This window comes from candidate division WOR-3 bacterium (assembly GCA_039804025.1).
Taxonomy (GTDB): domain Bacteria; phylum Hydrothermota; class Hydrothermia; order Hydrothermales; family JAJRUZ01; genus JBCNVI01.
On the sequence record JBDRZP010000002.1, the window covers coordinates 128,389 to 154,419 of the forward strand.

The following is a 26,031-nucleotide window of genomic DNA, read 5'->3' on the forward strand; positions in this document are numbered from 1 at the left end:
TTCTAAATATAATAAAACAAATCATAGACTTTCCAAAAAATCCTCAAATTTTTTTGCTTTTTCAAAACTGATATACCTTATAATTGGCAAAATATTTTCTTTAATATAAACTTTAAGGGATTCATAAATAATAAAATCAATATTTTCCCCAGAAATTTTTAATTCTGATTCAAAAGGTTCTATATCTTTTATTTCCACAACAATCTTATCTTTTTTCTTCTCATATTCAATTATCTTTTCTTTTTCAGTATGTGTATCAAGAATTTTTTTAAATCCTCTTTTTTCCAAATTATTCTTAAAAACTTCAAAAAAACCTGATATAAAATTATCTTTTCCTTTAAATTTTAATTCTTTCATCTTATTCCTTCTTTTCTTATTTTTAAAATAGGAACAAGCAAAATTGGGGCAAGAAAAGTTGTAACTGCTGTTACCATTACACTAACTCCGTAAATATCATGAGTTATAGCACCCCTTGAAAGAGCAACTCCAGCCACAATGAGTGCAACTTCACCCCTTGGTATCATACCTGTTCCAACCCTTAATGCTCCAATAAAATTGAATCTTATTAATAGAGCAGGGATTCCACAACCAAAAATCTTTGTTATAATTGCAATAAATGTAATTACAATACCAAATAAAATTGATTTCCCCATTGAATTTAAATCAACAAGCATACCCATAACAACAAAGAATATAGGAACAAGAAAGTGGTAAACACCTTTTAAATCTTCAATAATTTCTTCCTTCAATTCTGTAGTTGAAAAGGCAAGACCAATTGCATAAGCTCCAATTATCATAGCAAGTCCAAAGGATTCAGCAAGATAAGAGGCAAAATAAGTAAGAGCAAGAATTATAGAAAGCCAAGCTCCCTCTGATTTAAGTTTTTTTAAAATTTTTGTGAGAGGTTTTGCTATCAATATCCCAACAATAAGAATTATAAGCCAGATGGATATTGCTTTAAAGGTAATAAAGATTGCTTTATTTATTGAAACATGACCCATATCTATTATGCTGATTACAATGGTAAGAACCAAAATCCCCAGAACATCATCTACAACAGCAGCTGCAAGTATTGTAACACCCTCAGGAGTATTAATCTTCCCGAGATCAGATAAAATTCTTGCTGTTATTCCAACGGATGTGGCTGTTAAAATGGCACCCATAAAAAGACTCTCCGGACTCATGAAGGAATCAGCAAAACCAAACCAGATTGTAAAAAGGTTACCAAGGAAAAAAGGGAAAATAACTCCTCCTGCTGCTACTATAAAGGCAGGTAAAGAATACCTTAAGAAAAGGGAAAGTTCTGTTTCAACCCCTGAAATAAAAAGGAGTATTATTACAGAAACCTGGGCAAGAGAGTAAAGTTCAGGTGATATACCAAGTATATTTGAATTAACCAAGGGAAAGAGGGGGGATGCATGAGGTAAATTTATGTGCTTACCAAGAAAAAATGGACTTATTAAGACTCCTGCTAAAAGTTCACCGAGAACAGCAGGTTGCTTAAAAAATCTTTCAAAAATTTCACCACCTATTTTAGCAAAAAATATTATTACAGAGATCTGAGCCACAAGATGGAAGGCAATTTCAGCCAGATTAGATTCCATTAATCTTTAATTTTATTATTAAAAATTATTAATTTTCAATATAGAGTATTCAAAATTTTTAAAGGTACCCCCATTAAACCAAAATCTTTCCTCAACTGATTTTTTATATATCTTATATAATAAGTTGGCAAATAATCCTCTGAAATAACTTCATAAACTCTGGGAATTTTGCTTTTCTCTCTTATATCCTTAATAAAAAAAGGAGGTGGATTTTCCTTCACAACTTTTGACAAAAATTTTTTAAGAAACGATTTTTTAATTACTCTATTCATCTCTTTCCAGACATTTCTTATAGTTAAATAAAGAGTATCAATTCCGAGCTTTTCTTTTGCAGAAACGAGGATTATGGGAACATAAGAAATATAGGGATAGATTTCCTTTAAATCCTTATAAATTTTTTCAATTTCTTTTTCTTTTAAAAGATCAATCTTATTCAAAGCAATAATTATACCTTTACCCTTTTCCTCAATTAATGAAAAAATTTTTCTTTCAATTTTTGTAAAGGGTTCACGGATATCTATTACAAATATGACAATTAATGAGTAATCAATAGAGTGAGATGTTTTTACATAGGAAAAATATTCAAGATCATTATTAAATTTTTTTCTAATTCCTGCAGTATCAATAAATATAAATTCATCTTTAAAAGCTTCAACAGGGTCCCTTGTTGTTCCTGGAACAGGTGATACAATAGCATAATCTTCTCCTATAAGGGAATTTAAGAGTGAGGACTTCCCCACATTTGGTCTTCCGATTATTGTTACAGGAATTTTTTTCTCTTCACTTTCCTTACAGGGGAACTCTTTAATTAGACTTTCAATTAACTCTGAAATACCCCACTTTTGAGTAGCTGATATTTTAAAAATTTTCTCTTGAGGTATTGAAAGTTCATAAAAATCAAGAAGATTTTTATCTTTAGCATCTATTTTATTTATGATAAGATAGATTGGTTTATTTTTAGTTCTCAGCAAATTCATGATCTCTTTATCTCCCTCTGTTAAACCTTCCTTAGCGTCAACTACAAAGAGAAAAAGGTCAGCCTCATCTATTATTTTGAAAACCTTTGATTTTACCTCTTCTTTTAACTCATCCTCAGGACCAAAAAGACCACCTGTATCACAAACCTCAAAAATATTGTCATCATATACAACTCTCTTTCTTAAAATATCCCTTGTAATTCCAGGTAACCTGTGGGTTACAGCTATATTTTTGCCAACTATTGAATTAAAAAGGGTGCTCTTTCCTACATTAACCCTTCCTATAATTACAAAAAAGGGAATTTTTTTCACTTCTTAATATAATAAAAAGAAATAACAAGGAAAAAAAGAGAAATATAAAAATTTTTAAAAGAAATGTTAAAAATAACAGCAGAAAGAGAAAGAGTTGAAAATTTTATTATATATAAAAACTTCTCCTCATTAATAATTTTTTTATAAAACCTATATAAGGGAAAATTTTCTAAAAATAGAAGGGAATAAAAAAACAAAAAAAATGAAACAAAAAGAGAAAAAAATCTTATTTCTCTTAAATAAAGAGGCAAAAATAAGGAAATTAAATAAGGAAATAGGAAAAATATAATAAAGTAGAAGATTTTAGAACCGGGGGACGGTTTTCTAATTATATTACTTCTTTACAAGGTTTTTAAGCTCTGAAGAAGGTCTGAAGAAAGGAACCTTCTGGGCAGGAATTGTTATTTCTGCCCCTGTTCTTGGATTTCTTCCTTTTCTCTGTTTTCTCTTTTTAACTCCAAAAGTTCCAAATCCAACAAGTCTTAACTCATCTCCCTTTTTAAGGGTTTGTTTTACTGCATCAATAAAAGCATCAACAGCCGCTGCTGCGGCTTTTTTTGCTATTTTTGCCTTACTGGCAACATGGTCGATAAGTTCAGCTTTATTCATATTTTACCTCCTTTTTGTTTTTTTTTTGATTTTAAAGATTTTCCGTCCCCCGGGTTCATATTTAATTATAACATAAAAGAAAAGATTTGTCAAGTCTTAATGTTGAAAGAACACATTTTCAAAAATTATTTTTTAAAACCATTATAAATACTATTTTCCATTTATACTATTTAGTATTAAATAAACTGGATTAAATTTTTCATTGTTAGAGAGTATTTTTCTTATCGTTTCAAGTTCACACAAAATTCTTTCTAATTTTTTTTCATCCTGAGAAAGTGAAACTAAAAAATCTCTTATATCTTTAAGTTTTATATGTTGAATATATTCAGGTATTATTTTCTTTCCACTTATTATGTTAACAAGAGACACATAGGGAACTTTTGTTAAAATTCTGGCAAGGTAATATGTGAGTTCTGATACCTTATAAATTACAACCATAGGAGTCCCTGCAAGGGCACATTCAAGAGAAGCTGTACCACTAACTGTTATAGCAAATTTAGATTTTTCTATATAAGGGGTTGGATCCTTATCTATAACTTCAAACTTATTTTTTATCTTCTCTAAAATCTCTTTTTCAGGATAAATAATGGATATTAAAAATTTATAGTCTTTAAAATCTTCTTCTATATAATCCCTTATTTTTATCATATCAATAATATGTCTTTTTATTTCTTTTTTTCTTGAGCCTGGAAGGAAGATAATCCATTTTTCTTTATTTAAATTCCAATTAATTCTTTCTGCAATAGGAGTGCCTACAAAAAAAGCGGGAACCCCCTTTTTTCTTAAAAAGTCTGCTTCAAAAGGAAAGGTTGATAAAACCCTGTCAGTATATCTTCTTAAATCCCTTATTCTCCAAGAGCCCCAGGCCCAGACCTGAGGGGGAATATAGTAAAAAACTTCCCTTTTTATTTTCTTTAAATGTTTTGCAAGAATCAAATTGAAACCAGGAAAATCAACAAGAATTATTTTTTTTATATCATTTTTTATAACAAAGTATATAATTTCTTTTAGTAAATTTTTAAAAAAGCCTACTATACCTATTGCTTCTGTAAATCCAACAACTGCTTTTTCTGTTATATCTTTTATAAGAACAGCACCTTTTTTCTCCATTTCTTTACCGCCATAGGCAAAAATCTCAATATCTTTTCTTTTTTCTAAAATCTTTTCAATTAAATAAGAAGCATTCTTATCACCAGAAATTTCACCGGCTACAAAAAGTATTTTCATTTTAAATAAATTATCAAAAAACCTAAAAGAATAAGAAAAAGAATTAAAAAAATAGTTGATTTTTCAAATTTAAAAACTTCAAAAAAATTATATAACTTTCTTGTCCTTTTTGAATAAGGTTTTAATTTTGGAAAAAATCTGTATGTATTTTTTTTATAAATTCTGTATTCTTCTCCAAATTCCTTTTCAAGAAAATTTTCTTCCTCAAGAACTATAAGAAAATACTGAAGGAAAAAGAGAAAGATAAAAAGTAAAAAGAAATATATGGGGGGGTTATAAAAAATCATAATAGAAAGGGATATGAAAAAATTTCCAAGATATATTGGGTTTCTTAAAAAAGCATAAGGACCACCTGTGACAAGAAAGCTAGCTTTAAGATCTTTTGCTCTTGTAGCTTCACCTGCATACATTAAACTGTAAATTCTCAAAAGCTCACCTAAAATTAAAAGAGGAAGTGAAAGAAAAAAATTTTTTACATTAGGATTTACAAAAAATAAAATTATTATAAAAAAGGGTATTCCTGTTTTATCCCTATTTTTGTAAAGAAATTTACCAATCTTTTTCAAAATTTTATCCTCTTTAAGTTATTTTCAATTATTTTCTTTATTCTGAGTGCAAGCTTTAAACTTTTTAAAGCTTCTCTGCCATCAACCAGAACTTTTTCCTTATATAAGCAAGCTCTTACAAAACTTTTTAATTCTTCTTTAAGTGGATTGATATTTATAACATCAACAGGATAGGGCAAAATCTGAGAATTTCTCTTTATATATACCTGTGCATCCTTTTCCTTTAAATCAACTGATATATATGTATCCTTCTGGAAAAACCTGATTTTTCTGAAAGGCTCCCTTGAAATCCTTGAAGCTGTTAAATTACAAACAGAGCCATCCTCAAATTCTATCCTCACATTTGCAATATCAATCTTATCAGTTATAACAGGCACACCAACTGCATCTACTTTCTTAATTATTGATTCTTTAAAAATAAAGAGAAGATCTATATCGTGAATCATAAGATCAAGAATTACATCCACATCTGTTCCCCTTCCCACAAAGGTAGATAGTCTCTCTGCCTCAATAAACATTGGATTTTTTATTATATCCCTTACACTCAAAATACCAGGGTTTAACCTTTCAACAAATCCAACCTGCAAAATTAGATTTCTACTTTCCGCTTCCTTTATAAGTCTTTTTGCTTCACTTATTTTAGTTGTTAAAGGTTTTTCCATAAATAAATGCCTATTATTCTTTAAAACCATTAAACCAACTTCATAATGATTAAGTGTGGGAACAGCACAGGTTATAGCCTCAACTTTTTCCATAAGATCATAGGGAGTTTTAGCAGGATAAACTGAAAGCTCTCTTGCAACCTCCTTTGTCCTTTCCTCCCTTATATCATAAACTCCGATAAGTTCTGCTTCTTCAATTTCCTTTAATAACTTAGCATGAATTGAGCCGAGATAACCAACACCAATTACCCCGACTTTAAGCTTTCTCAAAGGTACCCTTTATAACCAACAGAAAAGGTTCTTATATGGTTATCTGATAAAAGATCTCTGAAAGAAAAAGAAAAGAAAAATTGATCCTGAAGATTAAAAAAGAACCCAGCATTAAAAATCCCGTTTTCGTGAATTGGATCATTAAAACCAAAGGAATATTCTGAAAATATTGAAAATTCAGGGGAAAAATTTAAAATAAGGGAAGAAAAAACATCCATTCCATTTTTTTCATCCTTGGTTTCAAAGGTTCTATTTATTCCTCCATTTAAAATAAATCCACTTAAAATATTTAAATCCTTACTCATAGCAAGAAAAATACCCCTTGATTTAACAAAGTATCTTTCTGTTAACTCAAAGTATTCATCAAAACCCTGTGTTTCAATACCAAATAAAACAGAAGGTAAATAAATAGATTCCTCAATAAGAAGATAAGATACATTAATACCTGGTAATGGATAAAACTCTACTTCTTGATCTCCCACAATACCAAGTCCTCCGTACCTCACACCAAAAGAAAATTTATCAAGGATACTAGCATCAAGGGAAAATAATAGGCCACCTTTTTTTTGAAACCTTATGTCAAATTTAAACTCACCTCTTGAAAGATTCTTTGCAAAGGGAAAATCTCCTGGTGAAAGGGAAAGAGAAAATAAAATACTTGGAAAAATGAAAAGAAATTTTCTCATATGAAAAAATTTTATGATTAAACTTATAGAATTTTCAAAAGATTTCTGAAAATTTAGAAATTAAAATAAGGTCACAACCTGCTTTTAAAGAAAATTCAATACTTTCCTTTAAAGAGTAATATTTTTTTATACCTCCCATTAATAAATCATCAGTTATTATTTTACCTTTAAATAAGAGTTTTTTTCTTAAAATTTCCTTTAAAAAAAATTCAGAGAATAAAACAGGATGTTCTGATATCTTTTCATATTTAATAAATCCAGCCATTACATACTCAATACCATTTTTTATTAAAACTTTATAGGGGAAAAAATCTTTCTCAAGTTCCAAAAGAAAACAATATGAAACAGGAAGCTCTCTGTGAGGATCTTCCTTTGCTCTTGCCTGGTTTATAAAATGCTTAGCACAGCAAGAAACTCCTTCTTCCTTCATTATTCTAAAAAATTTAAGGGAATACTCTGACACAATTTTAGGATCATTTCCAAAACTTCTTCCCTTTTTACATATAATTTCATTTTCACTATCAAAACAAATATCAACACAGGGAGCAAAATTTATATCAATACCCAGATCCTTCATTTTCCTTGCCATTTCTCTTACATCTTTTTCGAACTCTATAAAAGGCATTTTGCTCCATTCCTTAGGTGAAGGGAAACCAGTAAGAATCCATGAAGCATATCCACCTTCCTGGTCTGTGGCAATTTTTAAATCGTATTGAGCAAAATTTTTTAAATCTCTTATAAATTCCTTAATTTCTTTTAAATCTTTATTCCTAAAAGAACTCTTTAAAAAAATAGCAAAAGGTTTTATGTTTTTAACAATTTCAAATCCTTCCTCAAAATCTTCAATTCCAATAATAAAATTCTTATAAGGATTCACCTAAAACTAATTTTTCTTTCCTTACCCTCAATTATTCTTTTAATATTTGACCTGTGAGCAAAGAAAATAAAAACTACTGTTATAAAAAGTAAAATATCAAAGTAAAGAGGGTAGTTTTCAATAAATATACTTACAATTAAAACAGTAAGAGAAGCAGAAAGTGAGCCAAGGGAAACCATTCTGAATAGAAGAATAACTGTAAAAAAAACTATAGCACCTATTAATATGGGAAAAGGAATTAAAGCTAAAAAGGCTCCAAATAAAGTGGCAACACCCTTTCCACCTTTAAATAAAAGAAAAGGAGAAGTTATATGACCCAAAACAGTTAAAAAGGCAACTAAACTTGCAAAATCAAAGGAAAAAAGTCTTAAAGCAAAAAAAGTTGGGAAAAAGGCTTTGCTTATATCAAAAATGAGAGTTAAAATACCGATCTTTTTATCAAACCTGAAAACATTTGTAGCACCTATATTACCACTTCCGAATTTTCTAATATCCTCACCCTTAAAAATTTTCACAAATATAAACCCATATGGAACAGAACCTGAAAGGTAGGAAAGAATCAAATAAATTAATTTAGAATGCATTTTATTATTCTAAATTTTTATAATTTCAAAATGAAAATCCTTGCAGAATTTTTTTCCATTATACCTCCCATTTTTTTTCCCTTATCTGTTTCAGTTTCATCAGTTTTGTTTATTCTTCTTATAATATCTCCACTTTTAAAATTTAAGGAATTTTTAAACTTCTCAAAAAAATACAGGTTTTTTTATATTTTTCTTTTTCTTTTTTTTATTTCCTATATATTTTCTTCTATTTTTTCCTATAATCCCCTATACAGCTTGAAAAAAATCCGGGAATTTTTATTTTACCTTGCAATTCCTTCCACTATATTTATTTTTCAGGGATATAAAAAAAGGAAAAGAATTTTAAAAATTTTTATTTTATTTTCCCTTTTAAGTGCTTTCTATTCCTTCTTTCAAATTTTAAAGGGAAAAGGTGATGAAATTAGGGCTCACGGTTTTTTTCTTCATCCTTTGACCTATTCAGGCTTTTTAATTATTCCTCTTACCTTTTCAGTGGGCTTTGCCTTAACCTCTAAGAAAAAAGAAAAATTTTTTTATCTATTTGCCTTTTTTGTGCTTATAACAGCTCTTTTATTAACAGATTCAAGGGGAGCTCTTTTTTCTCTTTTTATTTCAACAATAATTTTAATTTTTAAATTAAAGAAAAAAATAATTTTCCCAATTTTTTTAATTTTTACTTTATTTCTGATTCTATTTTTAATAAAAAATCCTCTTAATATAAGAAAAATTGATTTAAGAAAGGAAAGTATAGAAAAAAGAACTCTTTTAATAAAAGCTTTTCCTGAATTCTTTTTTAAAAAACCAATTTTTGGATACGGAAGAGTCTACACAGAAGAATGGATTAAAACCCTTGACAAAAACAAATATAAGGAAGAAAGCATTAAAATTTTAAAAGAAATGAACCACTTTCATAACAGTTTCCTCCAGGTAATCTTTTATTTTGGAATTATAGGTTTTTTAATTTTATATTCCATTTATTTTTATCTTTTAAAAACCTTATATTCAAAAAAAACACTTTTATCTTTTTTAACATTTACAAACCTTTTAGCCTTTCTTATTCATGGCTTTTTTGAAATAAATATTTTTGCTGAGGAAATTTTTTTGCCCCTTTTTTATTTCATAGGAATTTCCCTTAGTGAAGATGAAAATAATTCTTTATTCAGGGTATAAACCCTATGCTACTGTTAGTTATTTTTATAAATATCTCAAAAGAATAAATCCTGATACAATCTTTATATCATATAACGAAGGGACAGATTATTTTATAAATTCAAGAAAAATAACCTTAAAAAAAATATTTAAAGAAATATTTGAACCTGATCTATTTATTTACGTTGAAACAGATCCTGGAAATGGTTTCTGGATTGAGGATATAAATGAGGTAAAGGTTAAAAAGGCATGCTGGCTTATTGATAACCACTTAAATTTTATCTGGCATAAAAATTTTGCTAAACTCTTTGATTATGTTTTTGTGGCACAAAAATCTCTTATCCCATGGTTTAAAAAATATGGATTAACTCCTCTTTTTTTACCCCTTGCCTGTGATCCTGAAATACATAAAGAATGGTTTAATGAAAAGGAATATGATATTGTTTTTATAGGACACCTAAATAAAGAAAGGGAAAAATTTTTTAAAGAAATTGAAAAAAATTTAAAGGGAATAAAGTTAAAGGTAATGGAAAAGATATATCTTGAAGAAATGGCAAAAATGCAAAGTAAGGGCAAACTGGGTTTTAACTTACCTGTTAGAAAGGATATAAATATGAGAACCTTTGAAGTTCCTGCCTGTGGCTGTCTTCTTTTTTCACCCTATATAAAACACCTTGATGAAATTTTTAAGGAAGAGGAAATAGTTATTTACAAAAACATAAAAGATATTTTTAGAAAAATAGAATTCTATTTAGAAAATAAAGAAGAATGGGAAGAAAAGAGAAAAAGGGGAAAGGAAAAAGTTTTGAAAGAGCACACTTATTTTAACAGGGTAAAAAATTTTCTTGAAAAAATAAAGGAGGAAAAAAATGAAAGAAAAATAAGTTATTTTGATTTTTATTACTTAAAAACTAAAAAACCTTTCAGAAAATACTTTGTACTTAAAGATTTTCTTAAAATTTTGAAATTCAAAAATTTAATTAAAAATTTATACATTGAATTTTGTGTTAAAATTAGAAAAAAATTTAAAAAATTTCCTTATTAATAATGAAAATTTTTATAGATATAACTCCTTTAAGATACACCTTTTCTGGAATTCAGGTTTTTACTTTGAATCTTATAAGGGAATTTAAAAAAATGGGAGAAGAGGTAATTGAAATAGAAAAACCTTTTATAAGATTAATTTTCTCTAAAGGAGATGTTTATTTAGGTCCAGATGGGAGAATACCTTTTTTAAAAAGATTTAAGATTATAAGCACGATAATTCATGATATATGTTTTGAAACAGAACCTTCTTTATTTCCTTCTAATTCAATAAAACTTGCAAGGAAAAAAGTAAAAAGAGCCCTTTTAAAATCAGATGTTATTTTTGTTCCATCGGAATTTACAAAGGAAAGTATAAAAAAATTTTATGGATTTGAAGATAAAATTAAAGTTGTTTATCCTGGAGTTAAAATTCCTGAAGATATAACAAAAACCTTTGATGTTCCTGAAAAATTCTTTTTATTTGTAGGAACGGTTCAAAAGAGAAAAAATCTCATTAATCTTGTTAGAGCTTTTAAAGAATTGAGTTTAAAAGAATTTTACCTTTTAATAGCAGGTGAAAGGGGATTTGGTTTTGAAGAAATTGAAAGAGAAATAGGTAGTAATGTAATCTGGTTAAAAAGAAATTTAACTCAGGAGGAAATATTTTTTCTATATAAAAATTGTGTTGCTTTTATTTACCCGAGCTTCTGCGAAGGTTTTGGTCTTCCTGTTCTTGAAGCAATGATTTCAAAAAAACCTGTAATAGCTACACCTCTTCCAGTTTTTAAAGAGTTTGCTCAAGATGGTATTTTTTATTTAAAAGGATTTGATAAAAATGACATAAAAGAGGGTATAATTTATTTTCTTCAAGAAAGTGAGGAGAATATTAAAAACAAAGTTCTTAAAGGTTACGAAATTGCAAAAAATTTTACTTGGGAAAAAACAGCTCTTAAAATATTAGAAAAATGGAAGGAAATGATCTTATAAAAAGGTTAATAGAAAATCCTAAATTACTATTACCTGACCTTGAGCCGAGCTTTTACCAATATGAAAATATAGAAAGATTTTTTGAAATTTTAGAAGAAAAAAAAGAAATTGGGGAAAAAATTCTCATCATAGGTCACGAGGATGTGGATGGCATAGCCTCTCTTTTTGGAATGGAAATTCTTATTAAAGAAATAGGTCTTAACTTTAAAACTTACCTTCCTTCAAGAGAGAATGAATCCTATGGAATATCTGATAAAGTAATTGAAAGGTTAAAGGATGAGAATTTTGACTTTTTAATTACAGTGGATTGTGGTCTTTCAAATGTAATGGAAATCAAACATTTGAGAGAACTCGGCTTTGATGTTTTTGTTATTGACCATCATTTTGAAGGTAATTTTGAAGAGGAAAATTTAATACATCCTTTTAAAGGGAAAGGGTTTCCCTTTTTGTCTAATGGTGTTTTAATTTTTATTTTACTTTTTAAAAAATTCGGAGAAAATTTATGGAAAGAAAAGAAATTTTTTGATTTTGTTTATCTATCAGGACTCTCTGTTTTATCAGATAAAGTTCCTATTTGCTCAGTAAATCAGTATGTTTTAAATAAAAGTGAATCTATTTTCCCGGAAACTGAAATTTATAAAATTTTTAACGAGGTAAATATGAAGCCTCCTCAATTCAAGGAAATATCAAAGATTATTCCCCTTATTCCTGCAAGGAATGGTACTCACTTAATTTTAGATTTTTTAAGAGAAAGTGAGGTTTTGGGGAAAAAGAAAATAATGAGAGAAATAATTTCAACATATATTGAAGAGCAAAAAAATTTTGAAGAATCTCTTTTTATTTCAAAAAATTCAATTTATACTGAAAATAACATTAACTTTATTATATCAAAAAATATAAATCCAAGATACGCAGGATGGATAGCAGGAAGATTTTTGAAGGAAAATAATTTTCCTTCAATATGCATAACAAGAAAAAATAATGAATGGATAGGTGAAGCAAGATCAAAACCACCTCTTTCGGTTTTAAAGTTATTAAGGGAAACATCTTTTTTATTTGAAGAATTTGGTGGACATCCCTTTGCCTGCGGATTTAGAATAAAAGAAGAAAATATTGAACCTTTAATCAAGAACATAAAAATATTATCAGGTGATTTAAAGAACTTTATCCCTGAACCTGATCTTATACTTGATGAGAAAGAATTTAAGGAATTAAGAGAAATATTAGAAAAAATTAGTAAGACCGGAATTAATTTTTATATTAAAGTAGGTGAAAAAATCTTTTATTCAACCAAGGAGGGAATTTTAACCTTAAAGCTCTAAACAGAGGATTTTGCTGTAAGAATTGTGTAAGAAAAGATAAAATCCTTAAAAAGACCTTCAGATGTTTTTGCTTTTATATTTATCCTCTCAGGTTCTATATTCATAATTTTTGCAAGGTTTTCCCTTATCTTTTTCTTTTTTTCACCCAATTTGGGCTCATCAAGAAGTATAGTTATATCTATGTTAATAATATCGTAACTCTCTTTTTTAAAAAGATTCATTATTTTTTTTAAAAAAATTTTTGACCTTTTATTCTTCCATCTTTTATCTGTATCAGGGAAAAAATCACCTATATCTCCTCTCCCCAAAACACCAAGTAAAGCATCACAAAGGGAATGTATAACAGCATCACCATCAGAGTGTCCAAGGGCAAAAATTCCCCTTTTAACACTTAAACCACCTATATAGAGGGAACCTTTACCTTTTACCAATTTATGGGAGTCAAACCCGAGACCTATTTTAAATGAAAATAAATTAAGGAATTCTTGCATATTTTTCAGATCTTCTTCAAAGGTAATTTTAAAGTTAAAAAAAGAATCTTTTATAAAAAAGGGATTTATATTTAAAACTTCTTTTAAAAGAGTGCTTTCATCAGGGAAATCTCTTCTTTTAGTTTTTTGAAGAGCTTTTAAAATTAAATCTTTTCTTGTTGCCTGTGGGGTGTGAATTAATTTAATTTTCTCTCTTTCAATTTTTTCATCTTCATAAAAAACAGTGTCAGATGGAGTATAAAAGGGAACAATAATTTCTTTTTCAGAAAGTTTTTTCCTCATTTTACTTAAAAGTTTCAAAGAAAAAAAGGGACGGGCAAGGTCATGTATAAACAAATAATTATAAGAGGCATTTTTAACACCCTTTTCCATACTTAAACACCTCGTTTTACCACCTTCTACCACTTTAATTTTTAATTTATAATTTTCTTTATCAATTTCTTTCTTTATATCTTTTACATATTTTTTGGGACACACAAAGATAATTTCACCTATGAATTTTAAATTAGAAAGTTTATTTATAAGGGAAAGGTAAATTGGTTTATTATTGAGTTTTAAAGATATTTTTGGTTTTCCAAATCTTTTTCCTTTGCCTGCTCCGAGTAAAATAAAAGAGGTATCTCTCAAATTTTCTGGAGTAAGTAAATCATAAGGAAAATTAGAACAAAGGTTAATAAGTTAATTGTGAATATAAATCCAAATTTTAAATTAATTATCATTAAATTTAATTTTATCTCATCTATTCCAACCTTAGCATTATAAAGTATTGCTTCCCTTGCAGGAGAGGGGGGTAAAAAATATTTTAAGATAACTCCCATTATATCACCGAGTGCTCCTGCAAGTATTACAGCGATAATATTTCTAAGTGTAAATATTTTTCTTGCGCTCATAAAAAATTTATGCCGGGGGCGGGACTCGAACCCGCACGGGGTTTCCCCCAGGGGATTTTAAGTCCCCTACGTCTACCGGTTCCGTCACCCCGGCAAAGTTTAATTTGCTTTTTATATTTTAATAAAATTATAATTTTTTTTCAACAGGTTCAATTCCTTTTGTTAAAAGGAGGTTATTTAATGGATGTTTTTAACACTCTAAGGGATATAATTGTGGAAGAACTGAATGTAACACCAGAACAGGTAACATTAGAAGCAAGATTTCAGGAGGATCTTGGAGCAGATTCTCTTGATGTAGTGGAACTTGTAATGAAGATAGAGGAAAAATTTGGTATTGAGATACCGGATGAAGATGCAGAAAAGATAAGAACAGTTAAGGATGCAGTTGAGTATATTGAAAGTAAATTAAAAACATGAAAAGGGCTGTTGTAACAGGGATAGGTATTCTTACTTCCCTTGGTAAAACAAAAGATGAAAATTTCAATAATTTACTGAAAGGGAAAAGTGGAGTAAAAGTTATTGAAAAATTTGATGTTTCTGATTTTCCATCAAAAATTGCAGCTGAAATAAAAAATTTTGATCCAACAGATAGACTTTCTCCAAAAGAAATAAAAAGACAGGATCTTTTTGTAATTTATTCCCTTTATGTTGTAGAAGAGGCACTTAAAGATGCTGGATGGGATAAGGGATTTCCTTATAAAGGTGAAGAAGTTGGCGTTATAATTTCTTCAGGGATTGGTGGAATTATTACCCTTGAGGAGGAAATCAAGAAAATGGTGCAAAAGGGGGCAAAATGGGTTTCTCCTTTTCTTGTTCCTATGATGATACCAGATATGGCTTCTGGTGTAATTTCAATAAAATACGGTTTTAAAGGTCCTAATTTTTGTGTTGTTTCCGCATGTGCTTCAAGTGCCCATGCTCTTGGTGAAGCAAAGTTAATAATAGAAAAGGGTTATGCCAAAGCAATGGTAGTGGGGGGTGCAGAAGCTCCTATAACCCCAATAGCTATTGCTGGATTTGGAAATATGAAAGCTCTATCAACAAGAAACGATGAGCCAGAAAAAGCTTCAAGACCATTTGATAAATTAAGAGACGGTTTTGTTATGGGTGAAGGATGTGCTGTTCTAATACTTGAGGAAAAGGAAAGTGCTATAAAAAGAGGAGCAAGAATTTATGCAGAACTAATAGGCTATGGAGCAACAGCGGATGCATTCCATATTACAGCCCCCTGTGCTGATGGAGAGGGAGCCTATAGAGCAATGAAGATGGCATGTGAGGACGCAGGAGTAAATCCAGAGGAAATAGATTATATAAATGCTCATGGAACAGCAACACCAAGGGGTGATGTAGCTGAGACCCTTGCGATCAAGAAACTTATGGGAGAAAGAGCATATAAGGTGCCAATAAATTCAACAAAAAGTATGGTAGGACATTTATTAGGTGGAGCCGGAGCACTTGAAGCTGCTGTTACTGCCCTTTCAATTTATCATAAAAAGGTCCACCCAACAATTAACCTTGAAGTTCCTGATCCTGAATGTGACCTTGATTATGTTAAAGAGGGTTCAAGAGAAGTAGATATAAAGTATGCTCTCTCAAATTCTTTTGGTTTCGGGGGGCATAACTGTTCTCTTTTATTTAAAAAATTTGAGGAATAATTATGAAGGATGATAGAAAAAAAGCACTTGAGATGGCTATAAAGCAAATAGAAAAGGTTCATGGTAAGGGAGCAATAATGAGATTAGGAGAGAGAGAATTAATAAAAGTACCGGTAATTTCTACAGGTTCAATATCCCTTGACCTTGCACTTGGAATAGGTGGTTATCCAAGGGGAAGAATAATTGAAATTTTTGGACCTGAGGCTTCTGGAAAAACAACCCTTGCACTACATGCAATTGCTGAGGTTCAAAAAGAGGGTGGGATTGCAGCCTTTATAGATGCTGAACATGCTCTTGACCCTGTTTATGCTGAAAAACTTGGTGTTAATCTTTCTGAATTATGGATTTCTCAACCAGATACAGGGGAGCAGGCTCTTGAAATTGCAGAAACTCTTGTTCGTTCAGGAGCTGTGGATTTAATAGTTGTTGATTCAGTTGCTGCCCTTGTTCCAAAAGCAGAAATAACAGGTGAAATGGGAGAAGCCCATGTGGGACTTCAGGCAAGGCTTATGTCCCAGGCTATGAGAAAACTGGCAGGAGTTTTAAATAAATCAAAAACCTGTGCGATATTTATAAACCAGATAAGACATAGAATAGGGGTTTTATATGGAAATCCTGAAACAACTCCAGGAGGCCTTGCTTTAAAGTTCCATGCTTCTTTAAGGCTTGAAATAAAGAAAGTTGAAACAATTAAATCAGATGAGGAAGTAATAGGAAATAGAGTGAAGGTAAAGGTCGTTAAAAATAAACTCGCACCACCTTTCAAAGAGGCTACTTTTGATATTTTATATGGAAAAGGAATATCAAAGGAAAGTGAATTAATTGATCTTGCTGTGGAAAAAGGAATTATTCAGAAATCAGGAGCCTGGTATGCTTATAAAGGGAGACAACTTGGTCAGGGAAAAGATAATGTAAGAAAAATTCTTGAAGAAGACAAAAAACTATTTGAGGAAATTGAAAAAGAGTTAAAAAAAGAACTTTTTGAAAAGGATATAAAAGAAGAGAAAAAAGATTAGAGTCGGAATAATTCTTAACCCTTATTCAGGTTCAGGAAAATCTAATAAAATTTTAAAATGGTTAAAGGAAAAATTGAAAGTTGATAGATATAGTTATTTTATTGAAATTCTGGAAAAAGGTAAAAATATTAGGGAAAATTTATTAAGATTATGGGAAAAAAAGGTAAACAAAATAATTGTTTTAGGGGGTGATGGAACACTTTTTCACATTATAAATAATATACCAAAAAATTTTAATATTCCTTTTTCTCTTTTTCCTTCTGGTTCAGGTAATGATTTTATAAAAACAATTTTTCGAAATAAAAAGGATCTTTCATTTTTTTATGAAGTTTTTAAAAGAGGAATTATTAAAAGTACCTATACGGGTGAAGTAATAACTAAAAATAAAAGATATTTTTTTGTGAATGCAGCAGGCATTGGTTTTGACGCTAAAATTGCAAAAAGAGCTCTTAAAATAAGGTCTCTAAGAGGTTTATTGAGGTATCTTCTTTCACTTTTTATAGAGTTAAGGGGAAAAATTTCCTATGAGATGGAAATAGAAGATAGGGAGAAAGTTTTAAAAGGGAAATATTTGATTCTGGGTTTAGGTATAGGGAAATATTTGGGTGGTGGTTTCTATTTATTTCCAGATGCTTCTCCCTTTGATAATAAACTTTCTATATGTATTATTAAAGATATGGATAAGATAAATGTTTTTAAAAAATTGCCCCATGCAATTAAGGGAACACACCTTTCTTTACCAGAATGTATTTATTTTAAAAGAGAAGATATAAATATAAAATTAAAAGAAAAAATATTCATTCAATTGGATGGAGAGGTTTTTAAACTTAAGGATAATGAAATAAGAGCAAAAATCTCAGATAGAAAATTCAATCTCCTCTATATCTGATTGACAAATTAAACTAAAAAACATTAATAATTATTTATGAACCATGTTTATAAAAAAAAATTTTTTTTAAGAGAAAAAAATGATAAAAAAACTGCAAAACAACAAGATTTTAAAAAAATAAAAAAAATATCTATGTGGAAATTTTTTGAACATTTTAATTATCTGATTGTAATAGAGTCAGATTTTTATAAAATATAATGTGGAAATCTTTGTGGAAAAATTTAAAAAAATTTAAAGAGGTTCAATTCCTCGAATAAAAAGGAGTAAATAAATGAAAGGTAAAACCTTGTGGGAAAAAATGGTTGAAAAATTGAAAAAGGAGCTTTCTGAACAGGAATTCAGATTATTTGAAAAGGTAAATGGTGGAGATATTGAGGAAGATCACAAGCTTAAGATTTTCTGTCCTGATGAGTATACTAAGGACATAATAGAAAAGGCTTTTGGGGCGAAGTTAAAAAGAATACTTTCTGACCTTGATTATCCAATGATTGAGTTAGTTTTTGAAATTAAAGGGGATGGAAAAGCTGAGGAAATCAAGAATATAAAAGTCAAAGATGAGGAAATTAAAAGGGAGGGAATTCATTATGGATTAAATCCTGTTTATACTTTTGAAAATTTTGTTCCAGGGAAAAATAGTGAAATGGCTTACACTACTGCCAGGGCTGTAGCTCATGCACCGGGGCATGAGTACAACCCCCTATTTATTTATGGTGGGGTTGGTCTTGGAAAAACACATCTTCTTCATGCTATAGGTAATGATATTTTAAAAAGAAAAAAGAACTTCAAGATTTTATTACTAACAACTGAGGAACTCATATCTAAAATTGTTGATGCAATTCAAAAAAGAAAAATGAATGAATTTAGAAGCAAAATAAGAAGTTTTGATGTGCTTTTGATTGATGATATTCACTTTCTCTCTGGAGCTGAATTTTCTCAGGAAGCTTTATTCCATATATTTAACTCTTTTTATAATGAAAAAAAACAGGTGGTCCTCACTGCAGATAGAGCACCCTGGGAAATGGATAACATAGCAGAAAGACTTGTGGACAGATTCTCCTGGGGGCTTGTAACTGATATAAAGCCTCCTGAATATGAAACAAGGCTCGCTATTTTAAAACTTAAGGCTGAAGAGAGGGGGCTTGAAATTTCTGAGGATGTTTTAGAATTAATAGCAAGAAATGTAAAGAAGAATGTAAGACTTCTTGAGAGTTGTATAGCAAAATTATATGCAATACAGTCTCTTAAAAGAATAAAAATAACTCTTCCAATGGCTCAAAAATATCTAAGTGATATATTCTCTTCAGCAGCTATAAATGAGCCTGATGATGTAGTAAGAGTGGTTTCTGAATATTACAATATTCCAAAAACTGAAATAACTGGAAAGAAACAAAAAAAAGAGCTGGTTCAAGCAAGACAGGTAAGCATGTTTATAATGAAAAATGTTTTCAATATGACTGTAGTGGAAATTGCAAAATACTTTGATAAAGACCATACAACTGTTTTACATGCAATAAATAAAATTGAATCCCAGATTCAGAAAAACGAAAAATTAAAAGAAGATATTATGGAAATTGAAAAAATGTTAAAAAGAGTGTAGAAAAAATGTGGAAAAGTATTTTATTAATTTTTCCAATATTTTTCCACATTGAATTTTTTTTAGAGACACCTAATGATTTTAAATTTCCACAAACTTAATAATATAATTATAAATATATATTTAACAAGGTTCAAATCCTTAAAATATAAAACTAATTATGAGATTTAAAATTTTAAAAGAAGACTTTTTGAAAATGATTGAGAGTGTATATCATGCTATTCCATCAAAGGCAGCATTACCAATTCTTGAAAACATAAAGTTAGAGACAAAGGGAAACGAAGTTAATCTTTTTTCCACAAATTTAAACTTTTCTTTAAAAGTTAAGGGAAAGGCGGATGTTGAGGAGGAAGGAGCAATTTGTATAAAAGGAAAAGAATTAAAGGAAATAGCTTCAAGAATTAAAAATGAAAAAATTTTAATAGAGAAAAGAGATGAAAGGGAACTTTTAATTCATACTTCCCTTGGTGAATACAGTTTTTTTATTCAGCCGCCTGAGGAGTTTCCCTCAATTGAGGAGATAGAGTTAAAGGAAGGGATTGAGGTCCCATCAAATTTAATATTAGAAGGTATTGAGAAAGTTTCCTTCTGTGTAGCAAAGAATGATTCAAGACAATTTTTAAACAATATTTTGCTGGACTTAAAGAAGAATAAGCTTTCTTTTGTTTCCTCTGATTCACATAAACTCGGTGTTTATGAGATAGAAATTGAAAATAAAGGTGTAGAAGGTGAATATTTACTGGATCCAAAGAGCTTTGATTTTCTTAAAGAATACAAAAATGAAACAATTAAAATATTTTTCTCTGAGACTAAAGTTCAGTTTAATTTCAGCAATGGATATGAAATAGTAAATCTTGTTGATGATAAATTTCCTGATTACAGAGCTGTTGTCCCCTCAGATACTCCTTACAGATTAAAAATTGTAAGGGAAGATTTAATAGAAAGTTTAAGAAGACTATCAGTTTTTACTACACCTCCTAATCATCCTGTACAATTTTCTCTTTCGCCAGAATCGTTAATTATAAGGGCAGTCTCAGGTGAGGTAGGAGAAGGATATGAAAAGTTAAAAGGTTTCTATGAAGGAGATAAAATTGAAATTGGTTTTAACTCTCATTATTTGCTTGATATTTTAAGACATATAGATGAAGATGTGGTAGAAATAGGTATTACTGGAAGTGAAAGTGCAAGTTTAATAAAGGGGGAAGGCGCTAATCATTACTTTTATCTTTTAATGCCCATTAGGATTTAGTATAGATTCTAAAATTCTAAAAACTTGTTTAGTTTCAAGTACATCGTGTACTCTTATTATGTTTACTTTTTTTAAAAATAAATAGGCAGCAACTGCAAGGGTACCTATTAATCTATCCTCAGGTTTTTCTAATTCAAGTATTTTCCCTATAAAGGACTTTCTTGAATGACCTACTAATATAGGAAACCCGAACTCTTTAAATTCATCTATATTTTTCAAAATTAAAAGGTTATCAATTACCCTTTTTCCAAAACCTATACCTGGGTCTATAACTATTTTTTCTTTTTTAATCCCATTTTTTAAAGCAAAGTCTACTTTCTCTTTAAGTTCCTCTTTAATTTCCTTTATGGTATCCTCATAGAAGGGGTTTTCCTGCATATTTTTTGGTGTTCCCCTTATATGCATTATTATTATACCTGCATCAAATTTTTTAACAATCTTTATCATTTCCGGGTCATCCCTTAATCCTGATATGTCATTAACTATATTTGCTCCTCTTTTTAAAGCTTCTTCTGCCACCTTTGACTTTCTTGTATCTATTGAAATTGGAATATCTATTTTTTTTCTTAATCTTTCAATAACTGGGATAACTCTTTTTAATTCTTCTTCAAGAGGCACAGGCTCCGAAAAAGGTCTTGAAGACTCACCTCCTATATCAATTATATCTGCACCTTGCTCAAAAATTTCTTTACCCCTTTCGAGAGCTTTATCTAAATCAAAATACTTTCCCCCATCATAAAAGGAATCAGGGGTTACATTCAAAATACCCATTATTTTTGGTTCTGAAAGATCTATTTCTCCTTCTTTAAATGAAAAATTCAAGAAAAATAAAAAATGGGCCCGGTAGGACTCGAACCTACAACCAACGGATTATGAGTCCGCTGCTCTGCCTGTTGAGCTACGGGCCCTTAATTATAAATTATAATTAAAAAAAAATTTTTTTTCAAGTAAGTTATTCTTTAAATATTTTTTTAATTGCTTCTCTCAGAGTCTGTACTGTAAATGGTTTAGGTAAAAAGGCATCCGCGTTTAAATTTTTAACTTTTTCCCTTGTTTCAAAAGAATCATAAGCTGTAACAACTATTGACCTTATATCAGGGTCCTGCATCTGAATTTTTGCCAGAAGTTCCAGGCCTGAAATTCCTGGTAATTTTATGTCAGTGATAATAAGATCATACTCCCCTGGAACAAATTTCTCAAGGGCTTCTTCTCCTGTTCTTGCGAGAGTTACATCGTGCTCCTCTTTTAATGTCTGGGAAACAAAGAAAGATAAAGGACCCTCATCCTCCACCACAAGAATTTTTAATTTTTTCATCAAATCTCCTCCATCATTTCTATAAATTTTTCAACAATTTCAGGTTTAAATTTGTATCCCTTTAATTCTCTTAAAAGTTTTATTGCCTCCTTTTTATCTAATTTATCTGCATAACTTCTTTCATTAGTGATTGCATCATAAACATCACATATGGAAATAATCTGTGCACCTAATGGAATCTCATCGCCCTTTAACCCATCAGGATAACCCGATCCATCCCAGTTTTCATGGTGATATTTTATAAGGGGAAGAACAGGTTTTAAAAAGGCAATAGGCTTTAATATCTCAAGACCTATTTGAATGTGTTCCTTCATCAATTCCATTTCTTCTCTTGTTAAAGTGCCAGGTTTATCAAGTAAATATTCCCTTATTCCAATTTTACCAACATCATGAAGAAGCGCTGCATATCTTATATTTTTAATATCTTCTTCGTTTAAATTTAACTTTTTAGCGAATTTAACAGCAAGTTCAGATACTCTCTGAGAATGACCCCTTAAGGAAGGATCCTTTGCTTCTGTTGCTTTAACAAGAGCCATTAGGGATTCTATATAGCTTCTTTCAAGTTTTTTAAAGAGAATGGCATTTTGAATTGAGACTGAAGCGTGATTCGCATAAATTGATAGTTCTTCTTTTAACTCTTGTAAACTCTCTTCCATTCTGTTACCGATCATTAAAGCACCAATAACCCCTTCATTTGTTTCAAGGGGAATAATCATTATTTCTCTTATATCCCCTTCCGTATATTTAATTAAGAAACTTTCCTTTTCTGTTTCAAGGTTAAGTTTATCATCCCTTTTAATTAAGTTATCAAAACCGTAAACTTCTTTAACAGAAAAGTGAGAATTTTCTTTTAAAAGGAAGGCACAGTCTTTTTTCCCTGCTATTTCCATTGCTCCTTCAATTATAAGGGGTATAAGTTTTTCAAGGTAAAGTTCGGATTGAAGTTTATCACTTAAGTGGTGCAGAATTGATAACTTATTAATTTTTTCTTCCAGTTTTTTATCAACTTCAGCTTTTTGAGCTTTTAATTTTTCATTTGCAATTGAAAGTTCCTTGTTTAGCCTACTTAATTCATTAAGAAGTCTTTTATTTTCTTCCTGTAATTTTCTTTTTCCCAGTGCATTTTTAATAACATTTTTCAGGGTTTCAACTTTAAAGGGTTTTATTAAATAATCATAAGCACCAGCCTTTAAGGCTTCAATTGAACTTTCAAGAGATGCGTAGGCCGTCATCATGATTACCTGAATATCAGGATCAAGAGCCTTTGCTGCCTTTAAAATTTCAATTCCCGTTGTATCAGGTAGTCTTATATCCTGCAATATGAGATGAGGTAAAAACCCCTCAATTATTTTTAGGGCATCAGAGCCATTATGGGCTACTCTCACCTCATAATCAAGATTATCCTGTGTAATGTTTTTTACAATAAAATTAGCCAGAGTCTCTTCATCATCTACCACAAGTATTCTCCATTTTTCTTCTTTCATATCAATATATATTTTAAAGTTTTTATTTAGGTAATTCAATTAAGAATTTGGTTCCTTTTCCTTTTTCGCTCTCTACATATATTTTTGCTCCGTGATCCTCAATAATTCTGTGGACTATTGCAAGCCCCAAACCGGATCCTCCCTTTTTTGTTGTATAAAAGGGTTCAAATATATGGGCAAGTTCAGAGGGTTCAATTCCCACACCCGTATCTTCTATACTTATAAATATTATCCCTCCTGTTTTCTCACCTGCCTGTAAGGTAAGTTTCCCTCCTTCTGGCATTGCTTCTAATCCGTTTCTTATTAAATTTTCCAAAACTTCCTTCATCTGGTCTTCATCAATATAGGCTATAAGCTCATATTCTGGTAAACTGAGATAAAAATCAACTTTTTTCTCTCTGAATTCCTGGCTGTAAAAAATTACTATTTCTTCAATCATCTCTTTTATATTTACCCTTTTTCTTTTAAGAGGAGGTCTCCTTGCAAAGGAAAGGAGATTTTTAATAAGTCTATCAAGTCTTGAAATTTCCTTTAATATAACTCCAAGATGTTTTTTCTTTGGATCATCATCCTGTAAACTGGAATATATATACTCAATACCAACTGATATACTTGCAAGTGGATTTTTAATCTCATGTGCCATGTGAGCTGCAATCCTTCCAATTGCTGAGAGTCTTTCAGTTCTTCTTAACTGTTCTTCAAGTGCGACCACTTCTTTTATATCTTCAATCATAAGTATAAAACCCTTAATTCTTTCTTTTTCATAAATGAAAGTTGAAGAAAGTGAGAGAGGAATTGTTTCTTCACCTCTTTTTATTTCTACATTTTTCTTTATAAGGGGGATTCTCTCCTCAATACTTCTTCTAAAAATACAATTTGGGTCCCCAGGTTCGTGTTCCTCAAATATCCTGCAAAGAGAGCTTTCCTTTATTTCCTCCTCTTTTAACTTTAAAGTATAAATTGCAGCAAAATTCACCCTTTTAACATAAAGGTCTCTATCTGCATAAATTATACCAACTGGAATATTTTTAAGGATTATATCTATAAATTCTTCTTCTCCTTTTAAAATAGATAATTCCTTTTTGTATTCATCTATAGCCTTTCTATAAGCCAAAAAACTCGAAATCAATTTTGATATTCTTTCAAAAATTTCAATATCTTCCTTTGAAAAACCATCAATCTTAGGTGAAGAAATTACCATCACTCCTATTGCTTCTTTATCAACAATTAAGGGCAAAACAACCTCTGATTTAACAAGGGGTGAGGCTGGAATATACCTTATATCTTTTGAAACATCAGGTGCGTAAATAATCTCCTTTCTATGAACAGCATGCCCTGAAAGTCCCTCAACACCTATTTTTAGTCTTCTCTTTGAGAGCTCCTCAAAATCTTCATAGCCAATTCCAACTTTCATTCTTAAATAATCCTCTTCTTCCCTTAAAAGAAAACCAACATATAAAATGTCTAATTCATCTTTTATTATATAACCTACATTGTATAAGAGATCTTCAATATTTTGATGATGGGGCACTATATCTATTATTCGCATCAATACCCTGTTAAGTTTATTTAAATTTTCAATTTTTTTCTTTAAATTTAAAATATCTAATATAAGGGATAGAAATACCGGATTTATATAACTTTTTTCTCCTTTGAAAGAAACAAGGTATTCAGCTTGAGAGGTTTTTAATTCAAAGATATTAAAATCTTTTTTTTCTTTAAATTCTCTCCTATCCTCAAGGGACTTGAATTTTTCTTCCTCTTTTATAAAAACTTCTGTTTCATAAACATTAAATCTTTCACTAAGGTAACTTTTGAAAAATTTTAAGGATTCATTAAAGTTTAAGGAAATAATTTTTTCAAAAAATTCTGATGAAAATAAGAGTTTTTCTTCATACCACTCCTCTGATAGATTAACGATTGAATTTAAAAATTCTTTTTCCTCTTCATTTAAAAATTCTTTATCTACAAGAAGTATTGTTTTACTTTTTGAAAAGGAAAATAATTTTTTTTCTTCATAAATAATACTTTCTCCTTGAGTTTCAAAATAAGGAATTATCTCCTTTATTTTCTCCTCATCTAATTTTTCTAAAGTTCCAATTTTTATATTAAAATTTTTAGTTTTAAAATAGATTCCATTTAAATTTAAAAGATAAGATAGTTCTTTTAAAGAATTTTCAATATTCTCCCTTATTTGAGCTTCCAAGGACCTATGGAAATTGAAGAGAAAGTTCAATTTAAATATTTCATTTTTAGCATCTTCAAAAAGTCTGTAATTCTTTATAAAAATAGATGTTGTATAAAGTATTTTTTTTATTTCTTCTATTTTTAAATCATCTTTTAAGGAAAAAGAAATTATTGTGTATATTTTCTCATTGTCATGAAGAGGAATATAAATATTTCCATTTTTTATAACTTCCTCTTTATCAAACAATAATTTTTTCAATTCTTTTACTTCAAGAAAACCTTTTATTTTTTCTGGTTCAATAAGATTTATTTCAGAATTAATTTTTAATTCGAGAAAATTTTTTATGTTTTTAATTATTTCGGCTATACCTTTTGATTCATTTAATAAATCAATTAATTCCAT

General features: G+C 29.5%; 26 protein-coding genes and 2 tRNA genes. 10 read left to right on the forward strand and 18 right to left on the reverse strand.

Translation table 11 applies throughout. The annotated features are described in order from the left end of the window. Positions 1-21: 21 nt before the first annotated feature. The 10 genes from ABIN73_01515 to plsY form a co-directional block, all read right to left on the reverse strand. Positions 22-357, reverse strand: coding sequence for a hypothetical protein (locus ABIN73_01515; protein ID MEO0268407.1), 336 nt, complete (start codon positions 355-357; stop codon positions 22-24). After that, entirely contained in the window at positions 354-1,604 is a 1,251-nt protein-coding gene (locus tag ABIN73_01520) for a cation:proton antiporter (protein ID MEO0268408.1), read from the reverse strand. The genes ABIN73_01515 and ABIN73_01520 overlap by 4 nt, the downstream gene beginning before the upstream one ends. A gap of 35 nt (positions 1,605-1,639) precedes the next feature. After that, on the reverse strand, positions 1,640-2,893 hold the full coding sequence (gene der / locus ABIN73_01525) for a ribosome biogenesis GTPase Der (protein MEO0268409.1): 1,254 nt from the start codon (positions 2,891-2,893) through the stop codon (positions 1,640-1,642). A 333-nt stretch (positions 2,894-3,226) separates the two neighbouring features. Continuing rightward, the gene (locus ABIN73_01530; protein MEO0268410.1) at positions 3,227-3,502 is read right to left on the reverse strand and encodes an HU family DNA-binding protein; all 276 of its coding nucleotides are present in this window, start codon (positions 3,500-3,502) and stop codon (positions 3,227-3,229) included. Between the two features lie 150 nt (positions 3,503-3,652). Then, positions 3,653-4,729 carry a lipid-A-disaccharide synthase gene (gene lpxB / locus ABIN73_01535; GenBank protein MEO0268411.1) on the reverse strand — a complete coding sequence of 359 codons (1,077 nt, stop codon included), beginning with the start codon at positions 4,727-4,729 and terminating at the stop codon, positions 3,653-3,655. Next, positions 4,726-5,295 (reverse strand): methyltransferase, encoded by a 570-nt coding sequence (locus ABIN73_01540; GenBank protein ID MEO0268412.1) that lies wholly within the window; start codon positions 5,293-5,295, stop codon positions 4,726-4,728. The genes lpxB and ABIN73_01540 overlap by 4 nt, the downstream gene beginning before the upstream one ends. Then, complete coding sequence (locus ABIN73_01545) at positions 5,292-6,227, reverse strand: Gfo/Idh/MocA family oxidoreductase (GenBank protein ID MEO0268413.1); 936 nt, start codon at positions 6,225-6,227, stop codon at positions 5,292-5,294. Before ABIN73_01545 ends, ABIN73_01540 begins: the two co-directional genes overlap by 4 nt. Beyond that, a complete protein-coding gene (locus ABIN73_01550) occupies positions 6,224-6,913 on the reverse strand; it encodes a hypothetical protein (protein ID MEO0268414.1) in 690 nt (229 codons plus the stop codon). The genes ABIN73_01545 and ABIN73_01550 overlap by 4 nt, the downstream gene beginning before the upstream one ends. Positions 6,914-6,947: 34 nt before the next feature. Continuing rightward, a complete protein-coding gene (locus ABIN73_01555; GenBank protein ID MEO0268415.1) occupies positions 6,948-7,790 on the reverse strand; it encodes a glycoside hydrolase family 3 N-terminal domain-containing protein in 843 nt (280 codons plus the stop codon). Next, on the reverse strand, positions 7,787-8,374 hold the full coding sequence (plsY, locus tag ABIN73_01560) for a glycerol-3-phosphate 1-O-acyltransferase PlsY (protein ID MEO0268416.1): 588 nt from the start codon (positions 8,372-8,374) through the stop codon (positions 7,787-7,789). The genes ABIN73_01555 and plsY overlap by 4 nt, the downstream gene beginning before the upstream one ends. Before the next feature lie 255 nt (positions 8,375-8,629). Here plsY and ABIN73_01565 point away from each other — a divergent pair, with 255 nt between their 5' ends. Genes ABIN73_01565 through ABIN73_01580 form a run of 4 tightly spaced genes read left to right on the forward strand, consistent with a single transcriptional unit; the run spans position 8,630 to position 12,858 of the window. Continuing rightward, positions 8,630-9,544: an O-antigen ligase family protein gene (locus tag ABIN73_01565; GenBank protein MEO0268417.1), complete on the forward strand. Its 915-nt coding sequence runs from the start codon at positions 8,630-8,632 to the stop codon at positions 9,542-9,544. Beyond that, a complete protein-coding gene (locus tag ABIN73_01570; protein ID MEO0268418.1) occupies positions 9,516-10,568 on the forward strand; it encodes a glycosyltransferase in 1,053 nt (350 codons plus the stop codon). Before ABIN73_01565 ends, ABIN73_01570 begins: the two co-directional genes overlap by 29 nt. A gap of 2 nt (positions 10,569-10,570) precedes the next feature. After that, positions 10,571-11,536: a glycosyltransferase family 1 protein gene (locus ABIN73_01575; protein MEO0268419.1), complete on the forward strand. Its 966-nt coding sequence runs from the start codon at positions 10,571-10,573 to the stop codon at positions 11,534-11,536. Next, positions 11,515-12,858 (forward strand): DHH family phosphoesterase, encoded by a 1,344-nt coding sequence (locus ABIN73_01580; protein MEO0268420.1) that lies wholly within the window; start codon positions 11,515-11,517, stop codon positions 12,856-12,858. The genes ABIN73_01575 and ABIN73_01580 overlap by 22 nt, the downstream gene beginning before the upstream one ends. Here the strand turns inward: ABIN73_01580 and ispF are convergent. The 3 genes from ispF to ABIN73_01595 form a co-directional block, all read right to left on the reverse strand. Continuing rightward, positions 12,855-13,976, reverse strand: coding sequence for a 2-C-methyl-D-erythritol 2,4-cyclodiphosphate synthase (gene ispF, locus ABIN73_01585; GenBank protein ID MEO0268421.1), 1,122 nt, complete (start codon positions 13,974-13,976; stop codon positions 12,855-12,857). The two genes, ABIN73_01580 and ispF, sit on opposite strands and share 4 nt — an antisense overlap. Continuing rightward, entirely contained in the window at positions 13,973-14,239 is a 267-nt protein-coding gene (locus ABIN73_01590; GenBank protein ID MEO0268422.1) for a hypothetical protein, read from the reverse strand. The genes ispF and ABIN73_01590 overlap by 4 nt, the downstream gene beginning before the upstream one ends. 10 nt (positions 14,240-14,249) lie before the next feature. After that, positions 14,250-14,333, reverse strand: a tRNA-Leu gene (locus ABIN73_01595). Positions 14,334-14,419: 86 nt separating this feature from the next. Between ABIN73_01595 and acpP the strand changes: the two genes are divergently transcribed. The 6 genes from acpP (at position 14,420) to dnaN (ending at position 20,642) form a co-directional block, all read left to right on the forward strand. After that, positions 14,420-14,656 (forward strand): acyl carrier protein, encoded by a 237-nt coding sequence (acpP, locus tag ABIN73_01600; GenBank protein MEO0268423.1) that lies wholly within the window; start codon positions 14,420-14,422, stop codon positions 14,654-14,656. Then, positions 14,653-15,894 (forward strand): beta-ketoacyl-ACP synthase II, encoded by a 1,242-nt coding sequence (gene fabF / locus ABIN73_01605; protein MEO0268424.1) that lies wholly within the window; start codon positions 14,653-14,655, stop codon positions 15,892-15,894. Before acpP ends, fabF begins: the two co-directional genes overlap by 4 nt. A gap of 2 nt (positions 15,895-15,896) precedes the next feature. After that, positions 15,897-16,910 carry a recombinase RecA gene (gene recA / locus ABIN73_01610; GenBank protein MEO0268425.1) on the forward strand — a complete coding sequence of 338 codons (1,014 nt, stop codon included), beginning with the start codon at positions 15,897-15,899 and terminating at the stop codon, positions 16,908-16,910. Between the two features lie 10 nt (positions 16,911-16,920). Beyond that, positions 16,921-17,799 carry a YegS/Rv2252/BmrU family lipid kinase gene (locus tag ABIN73_01615; protein MEO0268426.1) on the forward strand — a complete coding sequence of 293 codons (879 nt, stop codon included), beginning with the start codon at positions 16,921-16,923 and terminating at the stop codon, positions 17,797-17,799. A 271-nt stretch (positions 17,800-18,070) separates the two neighbouring features. Continuing rightward, entirely contained in the window at positions 18,071-19,396 is a 1,326-nt protein-coding gene (gene dnaA / locus ABIN73_01620; protein MEO0268427.1) for a chromosomal replication initiator protein DnaA, read from the forward strand. Positions 19,397-19,553: 157 nt separating this feature from the next. After that, positions 19,554-20,642: a DNA polymerase III subunit beta gene (gene dnaN, locus ABIN73_01625; protein ID MEO0268428.1), complete on the forward strand. Its 1,089-nt coding sequence runs from the start codon at positions 19,554-19,556 to the stop codon at positions 20,640-20,642. On the opposite strand, the gene folP is transcribed toward dnaN, so the two are convergent. From folP to ABIN73_01650, 5 genes are all read right to left on the reverse strand, one after another. Then, positions 20,622-21,464 (reverse strand): dihydropteroate synthase, encoded by an 843-nt coding sequence (gene folP / locus ABIN73_01630; protein ID MEO0268429.1) that lies wholly within the window; start codon positions 21,462-21,464, stop codon positions 20,622-20,624. The genes dnaN and folP overlap by 21 nt on opposite strands. 13 nt (positions 21,465-21,477) lie before the next feature. After that, positions 21,478-21,550 (reverse strand) — tRNA-Ile (locus ABIN73_01635). Between the two features lie 44 nt (positions 21,551-21,594). After that, the gene (locus tag ABIN73_01640) at positions 21,595-21,957 is read right to left on the reverse strand and encodes a response regulator (GenBank protein ID MEO0268430.1); all 363 of its coding nucleotides are present in this window, start codon (positions 21,955-21,957) and stop codon (positions 21,595-21,597) included. Further along, positions 21,957-23,441: an HD domain-containing phosphohydrolase gene (locus ABIN73_01645; protein ID MEO0268431.1), complete on the reverse strand. Its 1,485-nt coding sequence runs from the start codon at positions 23,439-23,441 to the stop codon at positions 21,957-21,959. Before ABIN73_01645 ends, ABIN73_01640 begins: the two co-directional genes overlap by 1 nt. A 22-nt stretch (positions 23,442-23,463) precedes the next feature. Then, on the reverse strand, positions 23,464-26,031 hold the full coding sequence (locus ABIN73_01650) for an ATP-binding protein (GenBank protein MEO0268432.1): 2,568 nt from the start codon (positions 26,029-26,031) through the stop codon (positions 23,464-23,466).